The 15766-nt window shown below is 66.8% G+C and carries 12 protein-coding genes; 9 read left to right on the top strand and 3 right to left on the bottom strand.

Features of this window, described 5'->3' with window-relative positions; all coding sequences use genetic code 11:
- The first annotated feature begins 27 nt into the window (after positions 1–27).
- The 9 genes from V3B46_RS01415 (at position 28) to V3B46_RS01375 (ending at position 10644) form a co-directional block, all read left to right on the top strand.
- On the top strand, positions 28–339 hold the full coding sequence (locus tag V3B46_RS01415; protein WP_032129991.1) for a DUF3817 domain-containing protein: 312 nt from the start codon (positions 28–30) through the stop codon (positions 337–339).
- A gap of 153 nt (positions 340–492) precedes the next feature.
- Positions 493–1689 (top strand): MFS transporter, encoded by a 1197-nt coding sequence (locus tag V3B46_RS01410; protein WP_329890926.1) that lies wholly within the window; start codon positions 493–495, stop codon positions 1687–1689.
- Positions 1686–2879 carry an isochorismate synthase gene (locus V3B46_RS01405; protein ID WP_329890925.1) on the top strand — a complete coding sequence of 398 codons (1194 nt, stop codon included), beginning with the start codon at positions 1686–1688 and terminating at the stop codon, positions 2877–2879. The genes V3B46_RS01410 and V3B46_RS01405 overlap by 4 nt, the downstream gene beginning before the upstream one ends.
- Positions 2876–4528, top strand: a complete 1653-nt coding sequence (locus V3B46_RS01400) for a (2,3-dihydroxybenzoyl)adenylate synthase (RefSeq protein WP_329890924.1) — start codon at positions 2876–2878, stop codon at positions 4526–4528. The genes V3B46_RS01405 and V3B46_RS01400 overlap by 4 nt, the downstream gene beginning before the upstream one ends.
- Positions 4528–5160: an isochorismatase family protein gene (locus V3B46_RS01395; RefSeq protein ID WP_329890923.1), complete on the top strand. Its 633-nt coding sequence runs from the start codon at positions 4528–4530 to the stop codon at positions 5158–5160. The genes V3B46_RS01400 and V3B46_RS01395 overlap by 1 nt, the downstream gene beginning before the upstream one ends.
- Positions 5160–5417: a phosphopantetheine-binding protein gene (locus V3B46_RS01390; protein WP_180844389.1), complete on the top strand. Its 258-nt coding sequence runs from the start codon at positions 5160–5162 to the stop codon at positions 5415–5417. The genes V3B46_RS01395 and V3B46_RS01390 overlap by 1 nt, the downstream gene beginning before the upstream one ends.
- Positions 5414–9304 (top strand): enterobactin synthase subunit F, encoded by a 3891-nt coding sequence (locus V3B46_RS01385; protein WP_329890922.1) that lies wholly within the window; start codon positions 5414–5416, stop codon positions 9302–9304. Before V3B46_RS01390 ends, V3B46_RS01385 begins: the two co-directional genes overlap by 4 nt.
- Complete coding sequence (locus V3B46_RS01380) at positions 9295–10053, top strand: 2,3-dihydro-2,3-dihydroxybenzoate dehydrogenase (protein ID WP_154263750.1); 759 nt, start codon at positions 9295–9297, stop codon at positions 10051–10053. The genes V3B46_RS01385 and V3B46_RS01380 overlap by 10 nt, the downstream gene beginning before the upstream one ends.
- 144 nt (positions 10054–10197) lie before the next feature.
- Entirely contained in the window at positions 10198–10644 is a 447-nt protein-coding gene (locus tag V3B46_RS01375) for an REP-associated tyrosine transposase (RefSeq protein ID WP_329890921.1), read from the top strand.
- A gap of 328 nt (positions 10645–10972) precedes the next feature.
- Here V3B46_RS01375 and V3B46_RS01365 read toward each other — a convergent pair whose 3' ends face one another.
- The 3 genes from V3B46_RS01365 to V3B46_RS01355 form a co-directional block, all read right to left on the bottom strand.
- Entirely contained in the window at positions 10973–12433 is a 1461-nt protein-coding gene (locus tag V3B46_RS01365) for an esterase-like activity of phytase family protein (RefSeq protein ID WP_329890920.1), read from the bottom strand.
- Positions 12434–12454: 21 nt separating this feature from the next.
- Complete coding sequence (locus tag V3B46_RS01360; protein WP_329890919.1) at positions 12455–14773, bottom strand: TonB-dependent receptor; 2319 nt, start codon at positions 14771–14773, stop codon at positions 12455–12457.
- A 305-nt stretch (positions 14774–15078) separates the two neighbouring features.
- Positions 15079–15636 (bottom strand): YrhA family protein, encoded by a 558-nt coding sequence (locus V3B46_RS01355; protein ID WP_229655222.1) that lies wholly within the window; start codon positions 15634–15636, stop codon positions 15079–15081.
- Positions 15637–15766: the final 130 nt, after the last annotated feature.

Here is a 15766-nt window from a genome sequence, read left to right as displayed (position 1 = left end):
GAGCTCTGCGTGACCCAACGTTCCCCCATGCACCCGACCGGACGCCTGTTCGCCGCCGTCGCTTTCATCGAGGCCGTGACCTGGGCCGGCCTGCTCATCGGCATGTGGATGAAGTACGGCCCGATGGCCAATGTGGCGCTGGTCAAGCTGTTCGGGCCCCTGCACGGCGTGGCGTTCCTGGTCTATGTGGCCGTCACCCTGTTTGCGGCGGTGCGCCTGCGCTGGCCGTGGTGGGCCAGTGCCCTGGCCCTGCTGGCGGCGATCCCGCCGCTGGTGACGCTGCCGCTGGAGTGGTGGTTCAAGCGCCGTGGCCTGCTTGGCCTGCGTGCAATGCGCTGAACCCACTGTTGCATGCCCATTCAAGAGAATGGGTATCAAATGCAAATACGAGCCGTTATCATTTGAGAATGGTGTCCGGTCCTGAATGGGGCGGGTGCCGGGCGGGCGTGCAGATGCGCCCGGCCAATCCTTTCCTGTTACGGCTGGTGTTTCATGCACGCACGTCCCGTCGTTCCCGGCTTGCCGGCGCTGGTGTTGGCTGCCCTGATCGGCACCATGGCGATGATGTCCTTCGTCGCCGTGATCGGCCCTGTGGTCCGCATGCTCGGCCTGTCCGAGTGGCATGCAGGCCTGTCGGTCACTGCCGCAGGCGTGCTGTGGATGCTGGCCGCGCGCCCCTGGGGCCAGCTCAGCGACCGCATCGGCCGCAAGCGCGTACTGATGCTGGCGATGAGTGCCTACACCGCGGTCTACATCGCGCTGGCGGTGTTCATCGACGTGGCCCTGCAGGCGGTGCCGCCTGTATTGGTATCGGTGCTGGTGCTGGTCGGTGCGCGTGGCCTGATCGGCCTGTTCTACGCAGCGGTGCCTCCTACCGCCGCTGCGCTGATCGCCGACAAGGCACCAACCGGGCAGCGTGCGAAGTTCCTCGCCCGCCTGGGCAGCGCCAACGCACTGGGCATGGTGCTTGGTCCGGCCGCCGCGGGCTGGCTGGCCTATACGAACCTGTCGCTGGCGCTGTACGTGGCCGCGCTGCTGCCGCTGCTGGCACTTGCATTGCTGGCCTGGCGGCTGCCGGCGACACCGCCGGTGGAGAGCGCGTCCGCACAGCGCCGCGCGCCGATGAGCCGCCTCGACGCGCGCCTGCGCCTGCCGCAGCTGGCAGCGTTCATCGCCATGGTCTCGGTGACCATCGCGCAGGTCACGGTTGGCTTCTTCGCGATTGATCGCCTGGGCCTGGATGCGGCTGCGGGCGCGCGCATGGCTGGCATTGCACTCACCGCAGTTGGCGTTGGCCTGATCCTGGCGCAGGCGTTGGTGATGAAGCTGGAGGTACATCCACGTCGCTGGATCATTCTCGGCGCCCTCATTTCCGGCATCGGCTTTGCTTCAGTGGCGGGCGTACAGCAGGCCTGGCAGTTGCCGGCGGCATACGCGCTGGCCGCGTTCGGCATGGGCTTCGTGTTCCCCTCGTTCCAGGCGCTGGCCGCCGATGCGGTGGAGGCGCACGAGCAGGGCGCCGCCGCCGGCACCGTGGCGGCCGCGCAGGGGCTGGGCATGGTGGCCGGGCCGATGCTCGGCACGCTGTTGTATCGCGGCGGGCCAAGCCTGCCTTACCTGCTGGTCGGCGCGCTGTTGCTGTTGCTGTGCGCGCTGGCTGCAGCGCATCGGATGAAGGAGACCCCATGAACGATTCCCTGATGCAGGGCGCGTGGCCTGAGGCTGCGCCAGCGCCGCAGGAGAACACCGACGACGCGTCGCTGTTCCTGCTGCAGCATGCCGGCCAGCACGTGCACGCACGCGGCTGCCGCGCCGCGCTGCCGGCCGGTGCGCTGGCGACGCTGGCTGAGCGTGTTGCGGAGTTCTTTGCCCAGCAGCGCGGCGGTCCGGGCCTGTTGGTTGGCGCGGTGCCGTTCGAACCGCGTGCGGACGATGCGTTGTACCAGCCCGAGCGCCTGTTGCCTGCGCTGGCATTGCAACCGCAGGCCGCACCGCCGCTGGACGGCGCCCTGCGGGCCGAGCCTGTGCCGCAGGACTATGCGTCAGCGGTTGCCGCGGCGGTGCAGGTCCTGCGTGAGCCCGAGCAGAACCTGCACAAGGTGGTGCTGGCGCGCAGCCTGTTGGCACGCACCCGCCAGGCGCTGTCGCCGGACGTGCTGCTGGCACGCCTGGGCGCGGATCCGTCGGTGGCGACCTACGCGGTGCCGTTGCCGGTGGAGCTGGGCCAGGCGCCGGCGTGGCTGGTGGGGGCAACCCCGGAACTGCTGCTGCGCAAGCGCGGTGCCGAACTGTTGTCGCATCCGCTCGCCGGGTCAGCACGCCGCAGCGCCGATGCTGCCGAGGACGAGCGTGCCGCGCAGGCGCTGCTGGCCTCGACCAAGGACCATGACGAGCATCGCCATGTGGTGGACGCCATCGTCGAGGGCCTGGCACCGTACTGCAGCCACATCGATGCACAGCCTCGGCCGGTGCTGCATGCCACCGCCAGCATGTGGCACCTGGGCACCCGCATCCATGCCACCCTGAAGGATCCGCAGACGTCTGCCGCCGAACTGCTGGCACAGCTGCACCCCACGCCGGCGGTCTGCGGTACGCCGCGGCTGGCGGCACTGCAGCGCATCCGCGAACTGGAACCGGTGCCGCGCGGCTTCTACGCCGGCGCCGTGGGCTGGCTGGATGCGCAGGGTGACGGCGACTGGTACGTGGCGATCCGCTGCGCACGCCTGCAGGGCACGCAGCTGCGCCTGTACGCAGGTGCCGGTATCGTCGCCGAATCGGAACCCGAGGCCGAGGTGGCCGAAACCGCGGCGAAGTTCGCTGCCCTGTTGAACGCGCTGGGTGTCCATGAATCCGCGCCCGCCATTGAGCCTGCCGCATGACTACCTCCACTGATTCCTCCCGCCTGCCACTGCAGCAGGTGTGGCCTGATGACCTGGTGGCGCGCTATCGCGAGGCCGGTCACTGGCGCGGCGAGACCTTCCCGGCGTTTCTGCGCGAACGTGCGGAACGCTATGCCGACGACATTGCGGTTGTCGCCGGTGATGTGCGCCTGAGCTACGCGCAGCTGTGGCACGAAGCCGGTCGCATTGGTTCCGGACTGCTGGCACTCGGCCTGCAGCCCGGTGAGCGGGTGCTGGTGCAGCTGGGCAACACCGCAGGCTTCATCACCACGGTCTGTGGTCTGTTCCGTGCGGGTCTGGTGCCGGTATACGCGTTGCCGGCGCATCGCTTCACCGAGCTGGTGCACTTCGCCAACAAGGCCGAGGCCAGTGCCTACATCACTGCCGACCTGCACGATGGCTTCGATCATCGCGGGCTGGCGCGGGCGCTGCAGGCCGAGGTGCCGGCACTGCGCCACGTGGTCATCGACGGCGATGCGGAGGAGTTCACCGCGCTGGAGGCGCTGCAGGGCGATCGCAGCGAGCTGCCGGCCGACCCGGATCCGCAGTCGGTGGCGTTCCTGCAGATCTCCGGCGGCAGCACCGGCCTGTCCAAGCTGATCCCGCGCACGCACGACGACTACATCTACTCGTTCCGAGCCAGCAATGACCTCTGCGGCATCGACCGCGACAGCGTCTACCTGGTCGCGCTGCCGGCCGCGCACAATTTCCCGATGAGTTCGCCCGGCTTCTTCGGTGCGCTGTATGCCGGCGCCCGCGTGGTGCTCAGCCCCGGTCCCGGCCCGGATGCGGCCTTCCCGCTGATCGCCCGCGAGCGCGTGACCTGCTGTGGCCTGGTGCCGCCGCTGGCGCTGCTGTGGGCGCAGGCGGCGGCAACCACTCCGCACGATCTGTCCAGCCTGCAGGTACTGCAGGTGGGCGGCGCCAAGCTGGTGCCGGAAGCTGCGCGGCGGGTGATCGACGGCCTGGGCTGTACCCTGCAGCAGGTGTTCGGCATGGCCGAAGGCCTGGTCAACTACACCCGCCTGGATGATCCGGAGGAACTGATCGTGGTCAGCCAGGGCCGGCCGATCAGCCCGGACGACGAAGTGCGCGTGGTCGATGACCACGACCAGCCGGTGACTGAGGGTGAAGTGGGTCATCTGCTGACCCGCGGCCCGTACACCATCCGTGGTTACCACAACGATGCGGTGGCCAACGCGCGCTCGTTCACCGACGATGGGTTCTACCGCACCGGTGACCGCGTGCAGCAGTTGCCCGGCGGCTATCTGGTGGTGCAGGGCCGTGCCGGTGACCACATCAACCGCGCGGGCGAGAAGATCTCCGCCGAGGAGATTGAAGATCACCTGCTGGCCCACCCCGGCGTGTTCGACGCCGCCGTGGTCTCCATTCCTGACGAGTATCTCGGTGAGCGCAGCTGCGCGTTCGTGATCCAGCAGGGGGAGCCGATCAAGGCGCCGGCACTGAAAGCCTGGATGCGTACGCGCGGCCTGGCGGCGTTCAAGGTGCCGGACCAGGTCGTGTTCGTCGACAGTTTCGATACCACCGCGGTCGGCAAGATCAGCCGCCGCGAACTGCGCGCGCAGCTGCGTGCGCGTCATCTGCAACAGACAGGAGGAACGCGCTGATGGCGCTGCCCCGTATCACCGACTACCCCTTGCCGACCGCCGCCGAACTGCCGCAGGCCCGTGGCCCGTGGCGCCCGCAGCGTGATCGTATTGCGCTGCTGGTGCATGACATGCAGCGCTACTTCCTGGCGGCATTCGACGCCGGTAGTACGCCGCTGCGGCCGGCGGTGGACAATATCGTGCGCCTGCTGGCGCATTGCCGCGCGCACGGCATTCCCGTGTTCTACACCGCCCAGCATGGCGACCAGGATCGCCGTGACCGTGGCCTGCAGGCCGATCTGTGGGGGCCCGGCATGCGCCGCAGCGCCGACCATGAACCGATCATCGAGGCGCTGGCACCGCAGCCGGGCGAGCATGTGCTGGTGAAGCACCGCTACAGCGCCTTCCAGCGCAGCAACCTGGAGACGCTGATGCGGGTGCGTGGCCGCGACCAGCTGCTGGTGACCGGTGTGTACGCGCATATCGGCTGCACCGCGACCTTGGTGGAGGCCTTCCAGCGCGATATCGAGGCCTTCATCGCCGCCGATGCGGTGGCGGACTTTTCGCGTGCCGATCACGATCAGGCGCTGCACTGGATCGCACGCACCTGTGGCGTGCCGATGACCACCGATCAGTTGCTGGAGGTGCTGTGATGGCTGCCACGGGTGATGCGCTGGATCTGGAGCGGATGCGTGCCGACGTTGCGCGCGTGCTGGAGTGCACGCCGGCCGAGATCGGTGACGACGACAACCTGATCGATCTGGACCTGGATTCGATGCGCATGCTCGGCCTGGTCCTGGCCTGGGGCAACACCGGCCTGCCACTGGAGTTCTCGCAGCTGGCCGAACACACCACGCTGCGCCAGTGGTGGGGTGTGGTGCAGACGCTGCAGGCCGCGCAGAACGCATGAACGCCGCCGCGCTGGCCACGCCGGTGGCGCTGACCGAGGCCCAGGCCGGACTGTGGTTCGCACAGCGGCTGGCACCGGGCAATCCGTCATTCAATACCGCGCACGCTGTGTGGATCGACGGCTCGTTGGACGTGGCCGCGTTCATTGCAGCGGCAGACCAGGCTGCAGGCGAGGCCCACGCCTTCGCATTGCGCTTTGCCGAAGGTGCCGATGGTCAGCCGCTGCAGTGGCATGACCCGGCACACGTGCCGTTGCTTTCGCTGCGTGATCTATCCGTCGAGGCCGAGCCGGCATCGGCGGCGCGTGCCGTGATGCAGGCCGACCGGCTCAGCGCGGTCGATCCGACCCGCGACCGCATAAGCCAGCAGGTGTTGTTCGATCTGGGTGGGCAGCGCTGGGTCTGGTATCTGCGTGTGCATCACCTTGCAGCCGATGGCTATGGCATGGCGCTGTTCACTGATCGCGTATGCGCCTTGTATGCCGGTCGTGCGGGTGAGGCACTGCCGGGACTGGCGGGCGTGCTGGCCGATGATGCCGCCTATCGTGCCGACCCGCGTCGCACGCAGGCCGGGCAGTGGTGGCGCGAACAGATGCAGGGCGCGCCGGCGGGCGCGGGCCTGGCCGGTACGCTCGCGGCCAGTGACGACGCGCTGCGCTGGGTGCAGCCGCTCGATGCTGCATTCCGTGAGCAGCTGCTGCAGGCATCGGTGCGTTGGCTGCAGCCCTGGCCAGATGTGCTGGCCGCGTTGTCGGCCGAGTACCTGCGGCGGATGAGCGCCGCCGATGAAGTGGTGCTGGGGGTGCCCTACATGGGGCGGCTCGGCAACGCATCGGCGCGGGTGCCGGCTATGGTGATGAATGTGCTGCCGCTGCGGGTGGCGGCCGGTGAGGGCAGCGTCGAGGCCTTTACCCGCGGCCTGGGCCGGCAGCTCAGCCAGGGCCGCAAGCACGGCCGTTACCGCGGTGAGCAGTTGCGCCGGGACCTGGGCCTGGTCGGCGCGCAGCAGCGCCTGCACGGTCCGCTGGTGAATGTGCAGCCGTTCTACAAGCCACTGGCACTGAGCGGCGTGCGGGCGACGCTGGAGGTGCTGTGCACCGGTCCGGTGGATGATCTGACGCTGGGCTTCCGTGGCGACGGCCAGCACCTGCTGGATCTGGAGATCGAGGCCAATCCCGCGCTGTACAGTCGCGAGGATGTCGAGGCGCACGCGGCGCGGTTGCTGCATTTCGTGTCCGCGGCACTGCAGGCTGACGATATCGCAGCCGTACCTCTGGCGACGCCCGCGGAGGCGCAGCAGGTGCTGCAGGGCTTCAATGCCACCGCGCATGCGCTGCCGGAGACGACCCTGGTTGAGCTGCTGCAGCAGGGCATGGATCGGGATCCGCACGCGCCTGCGCTGGTGTTCGGTGACGCTGCCTTGGATTACGCGACGCTGGAAGCGCGCAGTTTCGCGCTTGCCTCGCAGCTGCGTGCGATGGGCGTCGGCCCGGGCAGCGTCGTGGCGGTGGCATTGCCGCGCTCGCTGGAACTGGTGATCGCGCTGGTGGCGGTGCTGCGTGCGGGTGCCGCCTACCTGCCGCTGGACCTTGCCCATCCCGATGAGCGCCTCGCGCGCATTCTCGCCTCGGCGCAGCCGGCGTGCGTACTGGCTGCGGCAGAGGTATCGGCGCGCACGAACGGCGTGCTGGTGCTTGCCCCCGACCAATGGACCGCGCTGAGTTTCGCAGCACCGTGGGCCGATCCGGCGCCCAGCGATGCGGCCTATGTGATCTATACCTCCGGTTCGACCGGCGAGCCGAAGGGCGTCGTCATCGAGCACCGTGCCATAGTCAATCGCTTGCTGTGGATGCGCGAGCACTACGGCATCCGTTCCGATGACCGTGTTCTGCAGAAGACCCCGGCCACGTTCGATGTCTCGGTCTGGGAATTCTTCCTGCCGCTGCTGTGCGGCGCGACGCTGGTGGTGGCGGGTCCGGACGCGCATCGTGATCCGACCGAGCTGGCGCGGCTGATCCGCGACCATGGCATAACCACGGCGCATTTCGTGCCGTCGATGCTCGATGCCTTCCTCGCCGCACCGGCCTCCGAGGGCCTGCAGCTGCGTCGTGTATTCACCAGTGGCGAGGCGCTGGACGCATCGCTGCGTGATCGTTTCCATTCGCGCGTGCAGGCCGAACTGCACAACCTGTATGGCCCGACCGAAGCTGCGGTGGATGTCAGCTACTGGCCGGCGTCGGCGCAGGATCGCTCGCGGCCGGTGCCGATCGGGTTCCCGGTCTGGAATACCCGCTTGTATGTGCTGGACGCCCGGATGCAGCCGGTGCCGGTCGGTGTGGCCGGTGACCTGTACCTGAGCGGGGTGCAGCTGGCACGCGGCTATCTCGGTCGTGATGATCTGACTGCCGAGCGCTTCATTGCGGATCCGTTCCGGGCGGGCGAGCGCATCTACCGCACCGGCGACGTAGCCCGTTGGCGCCGCGATGGTGCGGTCGAGTATCTCGGTCGCAGCGACCATCAGGTAAAACTGCGCGGCCTGCGCATCGAGCTGGGCGAGATTGAGGCGGCACTGCGCGAACTGCCTGGCATGGAGCGGGTGGAAGTGCTGCTCCGACAGGATGCGCCCGGCGATGCCCGGTTGGTGGCCTATGTGCCAGCGGCGCTTGCCGATGCCGTAGTGCTGCGCAGCCACCTCGCCACGCGTGTGCCGGACTACATGGTGCCCTCGGCCTTCGTTGGTGTGGACCACTGGCCGGTGACCGCCAACGGCAAGCTCGACCGCAACGCACTGCCGAAACCACCACAGCATGAGGTTGCTGGACTGGCACCGCGCACGCCGCTGGAACAGGAGCTGGCGGTGCTGTTTGCCCAGGCACTCGGGCGTGAAGCGCCAGTGGCGGTCGATGCGGACTTCTTCAGTCTCGGCGGTGACTCGCTGTCGGCGGTGCACCTGCTGCTGGCGATCGAACAGCGCTGGCGCTGCGATCTGGGTTTGGGAGCCTTGTTTGCGCAGCCCACCGTGGCCGCGTTGGCGACACGCATTGCCGAACCGCCGGCGCTGGCCGACCACGCATTGGGGCCGGTGATCTCGTTGGCTGCGACTGATGCTGACGGGCCCACTCCGTTGTTCGTGCTGCACCCGGCCGGTGGCATCGCCTGGAACTACCGGACGCTGGCGCGTGCTCTGCAGCCGCCACGCCCAGTGTATGGCCTGCAGTCGCCCGCGCTGGATCCGAAGCAGCCGTTGCCGTCCAGCATCGAAGCAATGGCCAATGACTACGTACAGCGCGTGGTCGCATTGCAGCCGAAGGGGCCGGTGCATCTGCTGGGCTGGTCGGTGGGTGGCATCCTGGCCCAGGCGATGGCGGTGCGGTTGCATGAGATCGGCCGCGAAGTCGGCGAGCTGGTACTGCTGGACGCCTATCCCAGCGAGTGCTGGCGGGCCGAGCCGGAACCCGATGCCATCGCCGCATTGCGGGCACTGCTGGCGATTGCCGGCCACGATCCGGATGCGCATCCGGAACTGGACAGTCGTGAACGCATTCTGGCGTTCCTGCGTCGCGGCGGTAGTGCGCTCGGCAGCCTTCCGGATGTGGTGCTCGATGGCGTGGTGCGTGCAGTGACCGGCACCAACCGGCTGATCCGCGAACACATCCACCAACCGTTCGACGGCACGCTGGTGCACGTGCGCGCTGGCCGGGATCATCAGGCGCGTCCACAGCTGCAGTCGGCGCTGTGGCGGACCCATGCGCGCAAGGTGCAGGCGCTCGAACTGCCGTTCCTGCATGCCGAGCTGACCGGCCGCGATGCGGTGGCGCAGCTGGCACCGTGGTTGTCGGCGCGACTGCGCCACTGGGATGAGCAACAGGAGATCGCAACATGCAGTTGACCGGCTTTGAAGGCCGCGTGGCATTGGTGACCGGTGCCTCCGGTGGCATCGGCGAGGCACTGGTAAGGCTGTTGGCCGAGGCCGGCTGCACGGTGGTGGCAACCGACCGCGAGGCGCCCGTGGTAATGGATGCGCGTGTGCAGGCGTTTGCGCTCGACGTGACCGACAGCGCGGCGGTGGACGCCCTGGTGGATCGTGTGGAAGCCAGTATTGGGCCAATTGGCGTTGCCGCCAGCGTGGCCGGTGTTCTGCATGTGGGAGTTGTTGCGGAAACCACAGATGCAGACTGGCGCCGGGTATTCGCAGTCAACGCCGATGGCGTGTTCCATGTCGGGCGTGCGCTGGCGCGGGTGATGTCACCGCGTGGTCAGGGTGCGATCGTCACCGTCAGTTCGAATGCCGCCGGCGTGCCGCGGCATGGTATGGCCGCCTACGCGGCATCCAAGGCCGCCGCCACGATGTTCACCCGCTGCCTCGGGCTGGAACTGGCGCCGCTGGGCATCCGCTGCAACATCGTCGCCCCGGGCTCAACGCTGACCCCGATGCAGACCGGCATGTGGCAGGACGATCACGGTGCCGAGCGGGTGATCGCCGGCAGCCTGGAGACCTACAAGGCCGGCATTCCACTGCGCAAGCTGGCCACCCCGGAAGACATCGCCCACTCGGTGATGTTCCTGCTCTCCGAGCAGGCCGGGCACGTGGCGATGAGTGACCTGTACGTGGACGGCGGCGCGACCCTGCGCGGGTGAGCGCCGACGGCCGCTGGCCGGCAATCCATGATGCCTGGTAGTGCCGGCCGCTGGCCGGCAACCGCATTCAACTTCGGACATCTCCGAACATCCGTCGAGTCATGGCCTGACGTTCAACGCTCAATGATCGCTCCACCATGGGGCATGAGCAGCCACCGCCTCCGCCTGGGCCGGCGTTCCATTGTCGGCCAGGTCTACGTTATGACAACGACGACGCATCAGCGCCGCCGGCTCTTCGAAAGCGAAATTGCGGCAGCATGTGTAATTGACCAGTTCCATTACATCGAGCGGCGGGGGCTGGTGCGGTCACTCGCATGGGTCGTCATGCCGGATCACGTCCACTGGATGTTCGAGCTGCGTGCAGCTCACCTTCCAGACATTGCGCGCCGAATGAAGTCGTCGAGCGCGCTTGCCCTGAATCGCCTGGCGGGTCGTCGAAGTACGGTGTGGCAGCCTGGCTACTTCGATCATGCCGTGAGGGCCAAGGAGTCGCTGGCGCGGCAAGCCCTATACATCCTGGGGAATCCGTTACGCGCCGGTATTGCCCAGCAGATTGGCGAGTACCCGCATGCGTGGTCGATATGGGCGTGATGCCGGCCAGCGGCCGGCACTACCGGTGCGGTGAGGGCTGAGCAGGTCCTATACATCCTGGCGAACCCGGTACGCGCCGGTATTGCCCGTCAGGTTGGCGAGTACCCGCATGCGTGGTCGAGATGGGCGTGATGCCGGCCAGCGGCCGGCACTACCGGTGCGGTGAGGGCTGAGCAGGTCCTATACATCCTGGCGAACCCGGTACGCGCCGGTATTGCCCAGCAGATTGGCGAGTACGCGCATGCGTGGTCGGCCTGGACGTGATGCCGGCCAGCGGCCGGCACTACCAGGCTTTCGAGCGAGACGGTTGCGGCAATACCCGTTGCAGTCAGGGTAGCGTCAGTCGGTAGACCAGCACGCGGTTGTCGTTGTCGTACGGGCTGTCGCAGGATTGGCCCTGCATGCGGCAGCGGCGGGCGATGAAGTCGTTGTCGTTGCCGATCAGCAGCAGTACGTCGTTCGGGTGCTGCGGGTCCAGCGCCGGTAGCACGTCCATGGCTTCCCACTTTTCCGAAAGCAGTCCCGCATGCGGGCCGCGCTTCGTTTCCAGATCCAGCCCGGCACGGGCCAACTGCGGGCGGTCGAGCAGGTTCAACAGTTCGTCGCTGCGTGCGGGCACGATGCCTGCCTTCAACGTGGTACTGGTGGGATCAGCCAGCATCGAGGTCGTGCCGGTTTCGTAGGCGCTGCCGGCTAGGTTGCTGGCATCGGACAGATCCACCAGCAGTACCGACTTGAAGACGATCGGGTCGTCGCCGTCCTTGCCCAGCCCGTTGCCGTCGCGGGCCAGCAGCAGGAAGCGATGGCCGTCCAGTGCGCGCAGCTCGCTCTGCGCGGCGGTACGGTCCAGCTTGCCCTTGCCGTCGTGTGCGTAGGCGGGCAGGGCCATCACGTAATGGCCGATCGGCTGTTGTGGCGTCGGCGAGGCCGTCACGTCGTAGACCAGTACGCGGGTGTTGATGCGCCCGGCTGCGTTGCCTTTTGCGCTGTCCTGCAGCGTCGCGCTCTGCAGGGCCACGAACAGGCGGGTACCGTCGGGTGACAGACCCATGCCTTCCACGCCCTGGTTGTTGCGGCGCCCAGTCTGCGGCGCCGCCAGCGAACCGAAGGCAGGCTTGCCATCGCGCTGGGGACGGATCGCCGGCGGCGCCACGATCACGCCCTGCAGCTGTCCCTGTGCATCGAAGTAGTAGACGTTGGCGGTGTACTCATCGCCGATGTAGAAGTGGCCATCGGCGGTGAACTGCAGCGACTCCGCATCCAGCGAGACCTTGCCGGCACCCGCGCCGCTGGCCGGCGAGGGCAGCACCACCTCGCGTTGGGTGATCGTGTGCTCACCCGGGTCGGCACCGGTGAACGGCTGCCCGTTGAAGTCCTTCAGCACTACGCCCTTGTCCGGCACCATCGTCAGCGTACCGGGCGCACCGGGCTTGCCCCGGGTAACGTCGATGCGCAGCTGCATGCGCTCCACGCGTCCGGCGTAGTCGTAGAACAGGCCGGCCTCGGGATCATTACGACCGCGGTCGGGCAGGGTCCACAGCACGCCTTCGTAGCCGCTGGCGGTGCGCTTCCAGGTGCCGGGCTGCACCGCCAGCGACGAGAACGAGCCCAGTGTGTCGCCGAGGAAGTCCACCGTGCCCGCCGGCAATCGCCCGGCGGCGACCAGGCCCTTGTCGACATAGGTACGACCGCCCAGCTGCAGGGTGCGCGGTGGTGCACTCGTTGCCTCATGCGGAGCGGAGTATCCGCTGGCGGAGAGGGTGGCCAGCAGCAGGGCGGTCGCGAGCATGGGTGGACTCCAAGTGGTCGATCAGAAGCGAAGGTCGATCGTACCGAACACCTGGCGTGGTGCCGAGGCATGGAACACGTACAGCTTGCCGGCCGGGTCGCTGGGTGCGAACACGCTCGAATCGAGGTTGCTGGCGTAGCGCTTGTTGGTCAGGTTGGTCACGTTGAACGACAGGCGCATGCCCTTGGCGAAGCCGACCTGGCCGAAGTCGTAGCCGCCGGCCAGGTCGAACACGGTGAAGCCGCCGAAGCCCTGGTCGTTGGTGTAGGTGTAGAAGCGTTCGCCGGTGTACTTGCCACGCAGGCTGGCGAACCAGCCGTTGTCACGCCAGGTGATCTCGGTGGCCAGCAGCTGCCTGGGCGTGTCGGTCTGGATCTTGCCCTTGATCTGCTGCTCGACACCGGCCTGCACGTAGTTGGAGGCGTAGGTCGAACGGTTCAGCGAGGCCGAGGTGTACCAGCTGAAGTGCTCGTTCGGGGTCCACAGCACGGTCAGCTCGGCGCCGCGGCTGTCGACGCCGCCCACGTTGTAGAAGCGGTTGCCGCAGGTCGGGCCGACCGGCTGGCGCGAGTCACAGGGGTTGTACTGCAGCAGGCGATTGTCGAAGCGCACGTTGTAGGCCGCGATCGAGGCTTGCAGGGTATCGGTGACGAAGCGGTAGCCAGCTTCGAGCGAGCGCGATTCCTCCGGCTTCAGGTTGCCCTGAGCGTTCCAGGTGGCCTGGCTGACCGCCTGCGGACCGAGCTTGAAACCGCCCTGGAACATGGCGATGTTCTCGGCATGGCTGGCGAAGATTTCGTGGTGCTCGGCCAGGCGGAAGTTGGCGCCGATGCTGGGCAGGAAGTTCTTGCTGGCCTTTAACGAACCGGTGGCGAACTGGTTGTTCGAGGTCGGCGAGATCGGCGTCTTCGCGTCGCCCGGCAGTGCTTGCGCATCGGAGGTGGCGTGCGGGCTCTTGGCGCCGAACTCCAGCGTCAGGCGATCATCAAGCAGGCGCCAGGTGTCCTTCAGGAAGAACTGATGGGTCTTCCAGCGCGTGCGCTGGGCGAACACGCCCACATCGGAGGGCAAGGTGTTCATGCCGCTCAGGTCACGCGGGCCGTCAATGGCGGTCTGGTAGCGCTCGGCGCTGCTGGTATTGCGCTCGTACCAGACGCCGCCTTCGATGCGATGTGCACCCAGCTCCCAGTCGAACGACAGCGTGCCGCCATCGCGGTCGATGGTATAGATGGTGTTGCGGAAGATGATCGGAATCTCCTGCGCGGTGCCCTTGTTCGACCACGCGCCGCTGTTCCAGTTGTGGCCTTCGCCACGGTCATCGTGGTGGTAGGCCAGGGCACGCAGGCTGAAGCCATCGGCCAGGAAGAAGTCGCCGGCCAGGTAGTAGAGGTTGTCATCGCGCAGGATCTGCCCGGCAGTGAATGCACCGTCGGCGTCCTTGTCCGGGCCACTGCTGTCGCACTTCTTCGCGTTGAAACTGGCCGTGTTGCAGTAGGCCTTGGCCACCGCCCTGTTCCAGTCCGGCGCGTAGCCGCCCCAGTCCCAACCGAGGCCGCGCGACATCTCGTCCTTGGACAAATAGAAGTAGTCGGCCTGGGTGGTGCGCGACGTATCGACGAAACCGGTGATCTGGCCGCGACCGAAGTTCCACACGCCCTTGGCATTGAACTGCTTGGTGACGGATTGGTTGTAGGCGGTCTGGTCGTTCCACAGATCGGAGACGGCATTCATGCCGGAAACGTAGCCGGAGAAGCCGTTGTACTCGCCGCTGTCCACGCGCACGAAGGTGCGGCGGTTGGCATCGCTGCCGAAGGTCTGCACCACGCGGCCACCCAACTCCTGGGCTGGGCGGTCAGAGGTATACGAGATGGTGCCGCCGAGGTTGCTGGTGGACGGCGTGCCGAGGCTGCCGATGCCCACCGCCAGTTCCGCGCCGGCCATGTTCTCGCTGATCAGCGCACGGTTGATGGTCAGGCCGTTGTAGTTGTTGTACGCGCCGTCGCCCAGCGGCACGCCGTCGAGCGTGTAACCGAGACGGGTGGAGTTGAAGCCGCGCAGGCTCAGTGTCATCGACTGCTCGTTGGTGCCCAGCGCATCGGCCGACTGCGCGTTGACGCCAGGCAGTAGATTGAGCGTCTTCTGCAGGCTGGTGCCCGGCGGCAGGATGTCGAGGTTCTCGCGGGTGATGCGCTGCACCTGGCGCGCTTCACCGCTGCCGATCACCGAGACCGCATCGAGATCGGTGGCGGAGGTGCCAGTGGAGGTCGGGGCAGCATCCTGCGCCCAGGCCGCGGGAGCGAGCGCGATCGACAGCGCAGCGGCCAACAAAGTCTTCGTCATGTTACGGACACTCAGGCAGGCACGAGCCACCGCACGGGCGCGGAGCTCATGGAGTTCAAAAGGGGAGACAAGCGATGCGACCGGTGGCGCTGCAGGCGCCGTGGATCAACGTGAAAATGGTGCGCTAGACAGATGACTGTCTGGTGACACTGTCATTTGTGCTGGCAACTGGCCCGCGGCGCGGCGTCTCGTTGCACTCCAAACGGCCGGTTTACTGCATTGGTAGATGCCAACCTTGGTTGGCATGCGCAGCGTTGAATGGATGCTGCGCCACTCAGTTGTAAGAGTTCCGGCCTAGGTTGCCGTCAACAGCGTTGTTCTATCAAATCGAGTATGTGGGACAGAAGTCTGTCGAAGGAGGCAAACTCTTCATAGACGTTATCGAACGCCACTTTGTCGCGGACTTGGTACAGGCCGGTTCCAGAGTCGAAGACATAGCAGTCCATATCACTTTCTCCGAGCTCTATATAGCCGTCCATGAATCCCTGGTCGCGTGCAAGGAGATTCATTTCCACCAACGCAAGGGCTGAGCCGCCATCGGAATAGGGGCGTGGAATGCTCGAGTAAAGGAATGCTCCCTCTGCTGCCAGACCGTCGTGGCTTGAAAGGAAGTCCAGATAGGACTCCGGCAGGGCGATGCCTAGCGTAGAAAGCGCCAAGCTCTGGAGGGCTTCGATGCTGGAACGTCCAAGTGAAGGGCCAAGGTACATCTCGGCTTTGCTGAGAGCCGCGCGGAGCTTGAAAAGTCTGGCTTCTATTGAAGGCTGCATCTGCTGAGGTTGGATCTCACGGGCGAGGGTATCAGGCAGACATTGGCGGGATTCATCACCCGACGTCAATTCAAGGCGTTCCAGACAGGTCAAGCCAGTCAATCAATGACGCGATTGGCAATCGGCGTCGATTGGGCAGCAGCGCGGCTGGGAATCGAAAAGCGCCAACCAAGGTTGGCATCTACCAGCAGCGCGGAACGGGATTGTCGTATCCAGGGGTGCC

It is taken from the genome of Stenotrophomonas sp. SMYL11, assembly GCF_036320005.1.
Taxonomy (GTDB): Bacteria; Pseudomonadota; Gammaproteobacteria; order Xanthomonadales; family Xanthomonadaceae; genus Stenotrophomonas; species Stenotrophomonas maltophilia_A.
This window is presented reverse-complemented; position numbering and strand designations above follow the sequence as displayed.

Bases quoted from the DNA above. Each gene is read 5' to 3' on its own strand.
- V3B46_RS01395 (WP_329890923.1), top strand. From the start codon at position 4,528: ATGGCGCTGCCCCGTATCACCGACTACCCCTTGCCGACCGCCGCCGAA.
- V3B46_RS01410 (WP_329890926.1), top strand. From the start codon at position 493: ATGCACGCACGTCCCGTCGTTCCCGGCTTGCCGGCGCTGGTGTTGGCT.
- V3B46_RS01365 (WP_329890920.1), bottom strand. From the start codon at position 12,433: ATGCTCGCGACCGCCCTGCTGCTGGCCACCCTCTCCGCCAGCGGATAC.
- V3B46_RS01400 (WP_329890924.1), top strand. From the start codon at position 2,876: ATGACTACCTCCACTGATTCCTCCCGCCTGCCACTGCAGCAGGTGTGG.
- V3B46_RS01405 (WP_329890925.1), top strand. From the start codon at position 1,686: ATGAACGATTCCCTGATGCAGGGCGCGTGGCCTGAGGCTGCGCCAGCG.
- V3B46_RS01375 (WP_329890921.1), top strand. From the start codon at position 10,198: ATGAGCAGCCACCGCCTCCGCCTGGGCCGGCGTTCCATTGTCGGCCAG.
- V3B46_RS01415 (WP_032129991.1), top strand. From the start codon at position 28: ATGCACCCGACCGGACGCCTGTTCGCCGCCGTCGCTTTCATCGAGGCC.
- V3B46_RS01360 (WP_329890919.1), bottom strand. From the start codon at position 14,773: ATGACGAAGACTTTGTTGGCCGCTGCGCTGTCGATCGCGCTCGCTCCC.
- V3B46_RS01380 (WP_154263750.1), top strand. From the start codon at position 9,295: ATGCAGTTGACCGGCTTTGAAGGCCGCGTGGCATTGGTGACCGGTGCC.
- V3B46_RS01385 (WP_329890922.1), top strand. From the start codon at position 5,414: ATGAACGCCGCCGCGCTGGCCACGCCGGTGGCGCTGACCGAGGCCCAG.
- V3B46_RS01390 (WP_180844389.1), top strand. From the start codon at position 5,160: ATGGCTGCCACGGGTGATGCGCTGGATCTGGAGCGGATGCGTGCCGAC.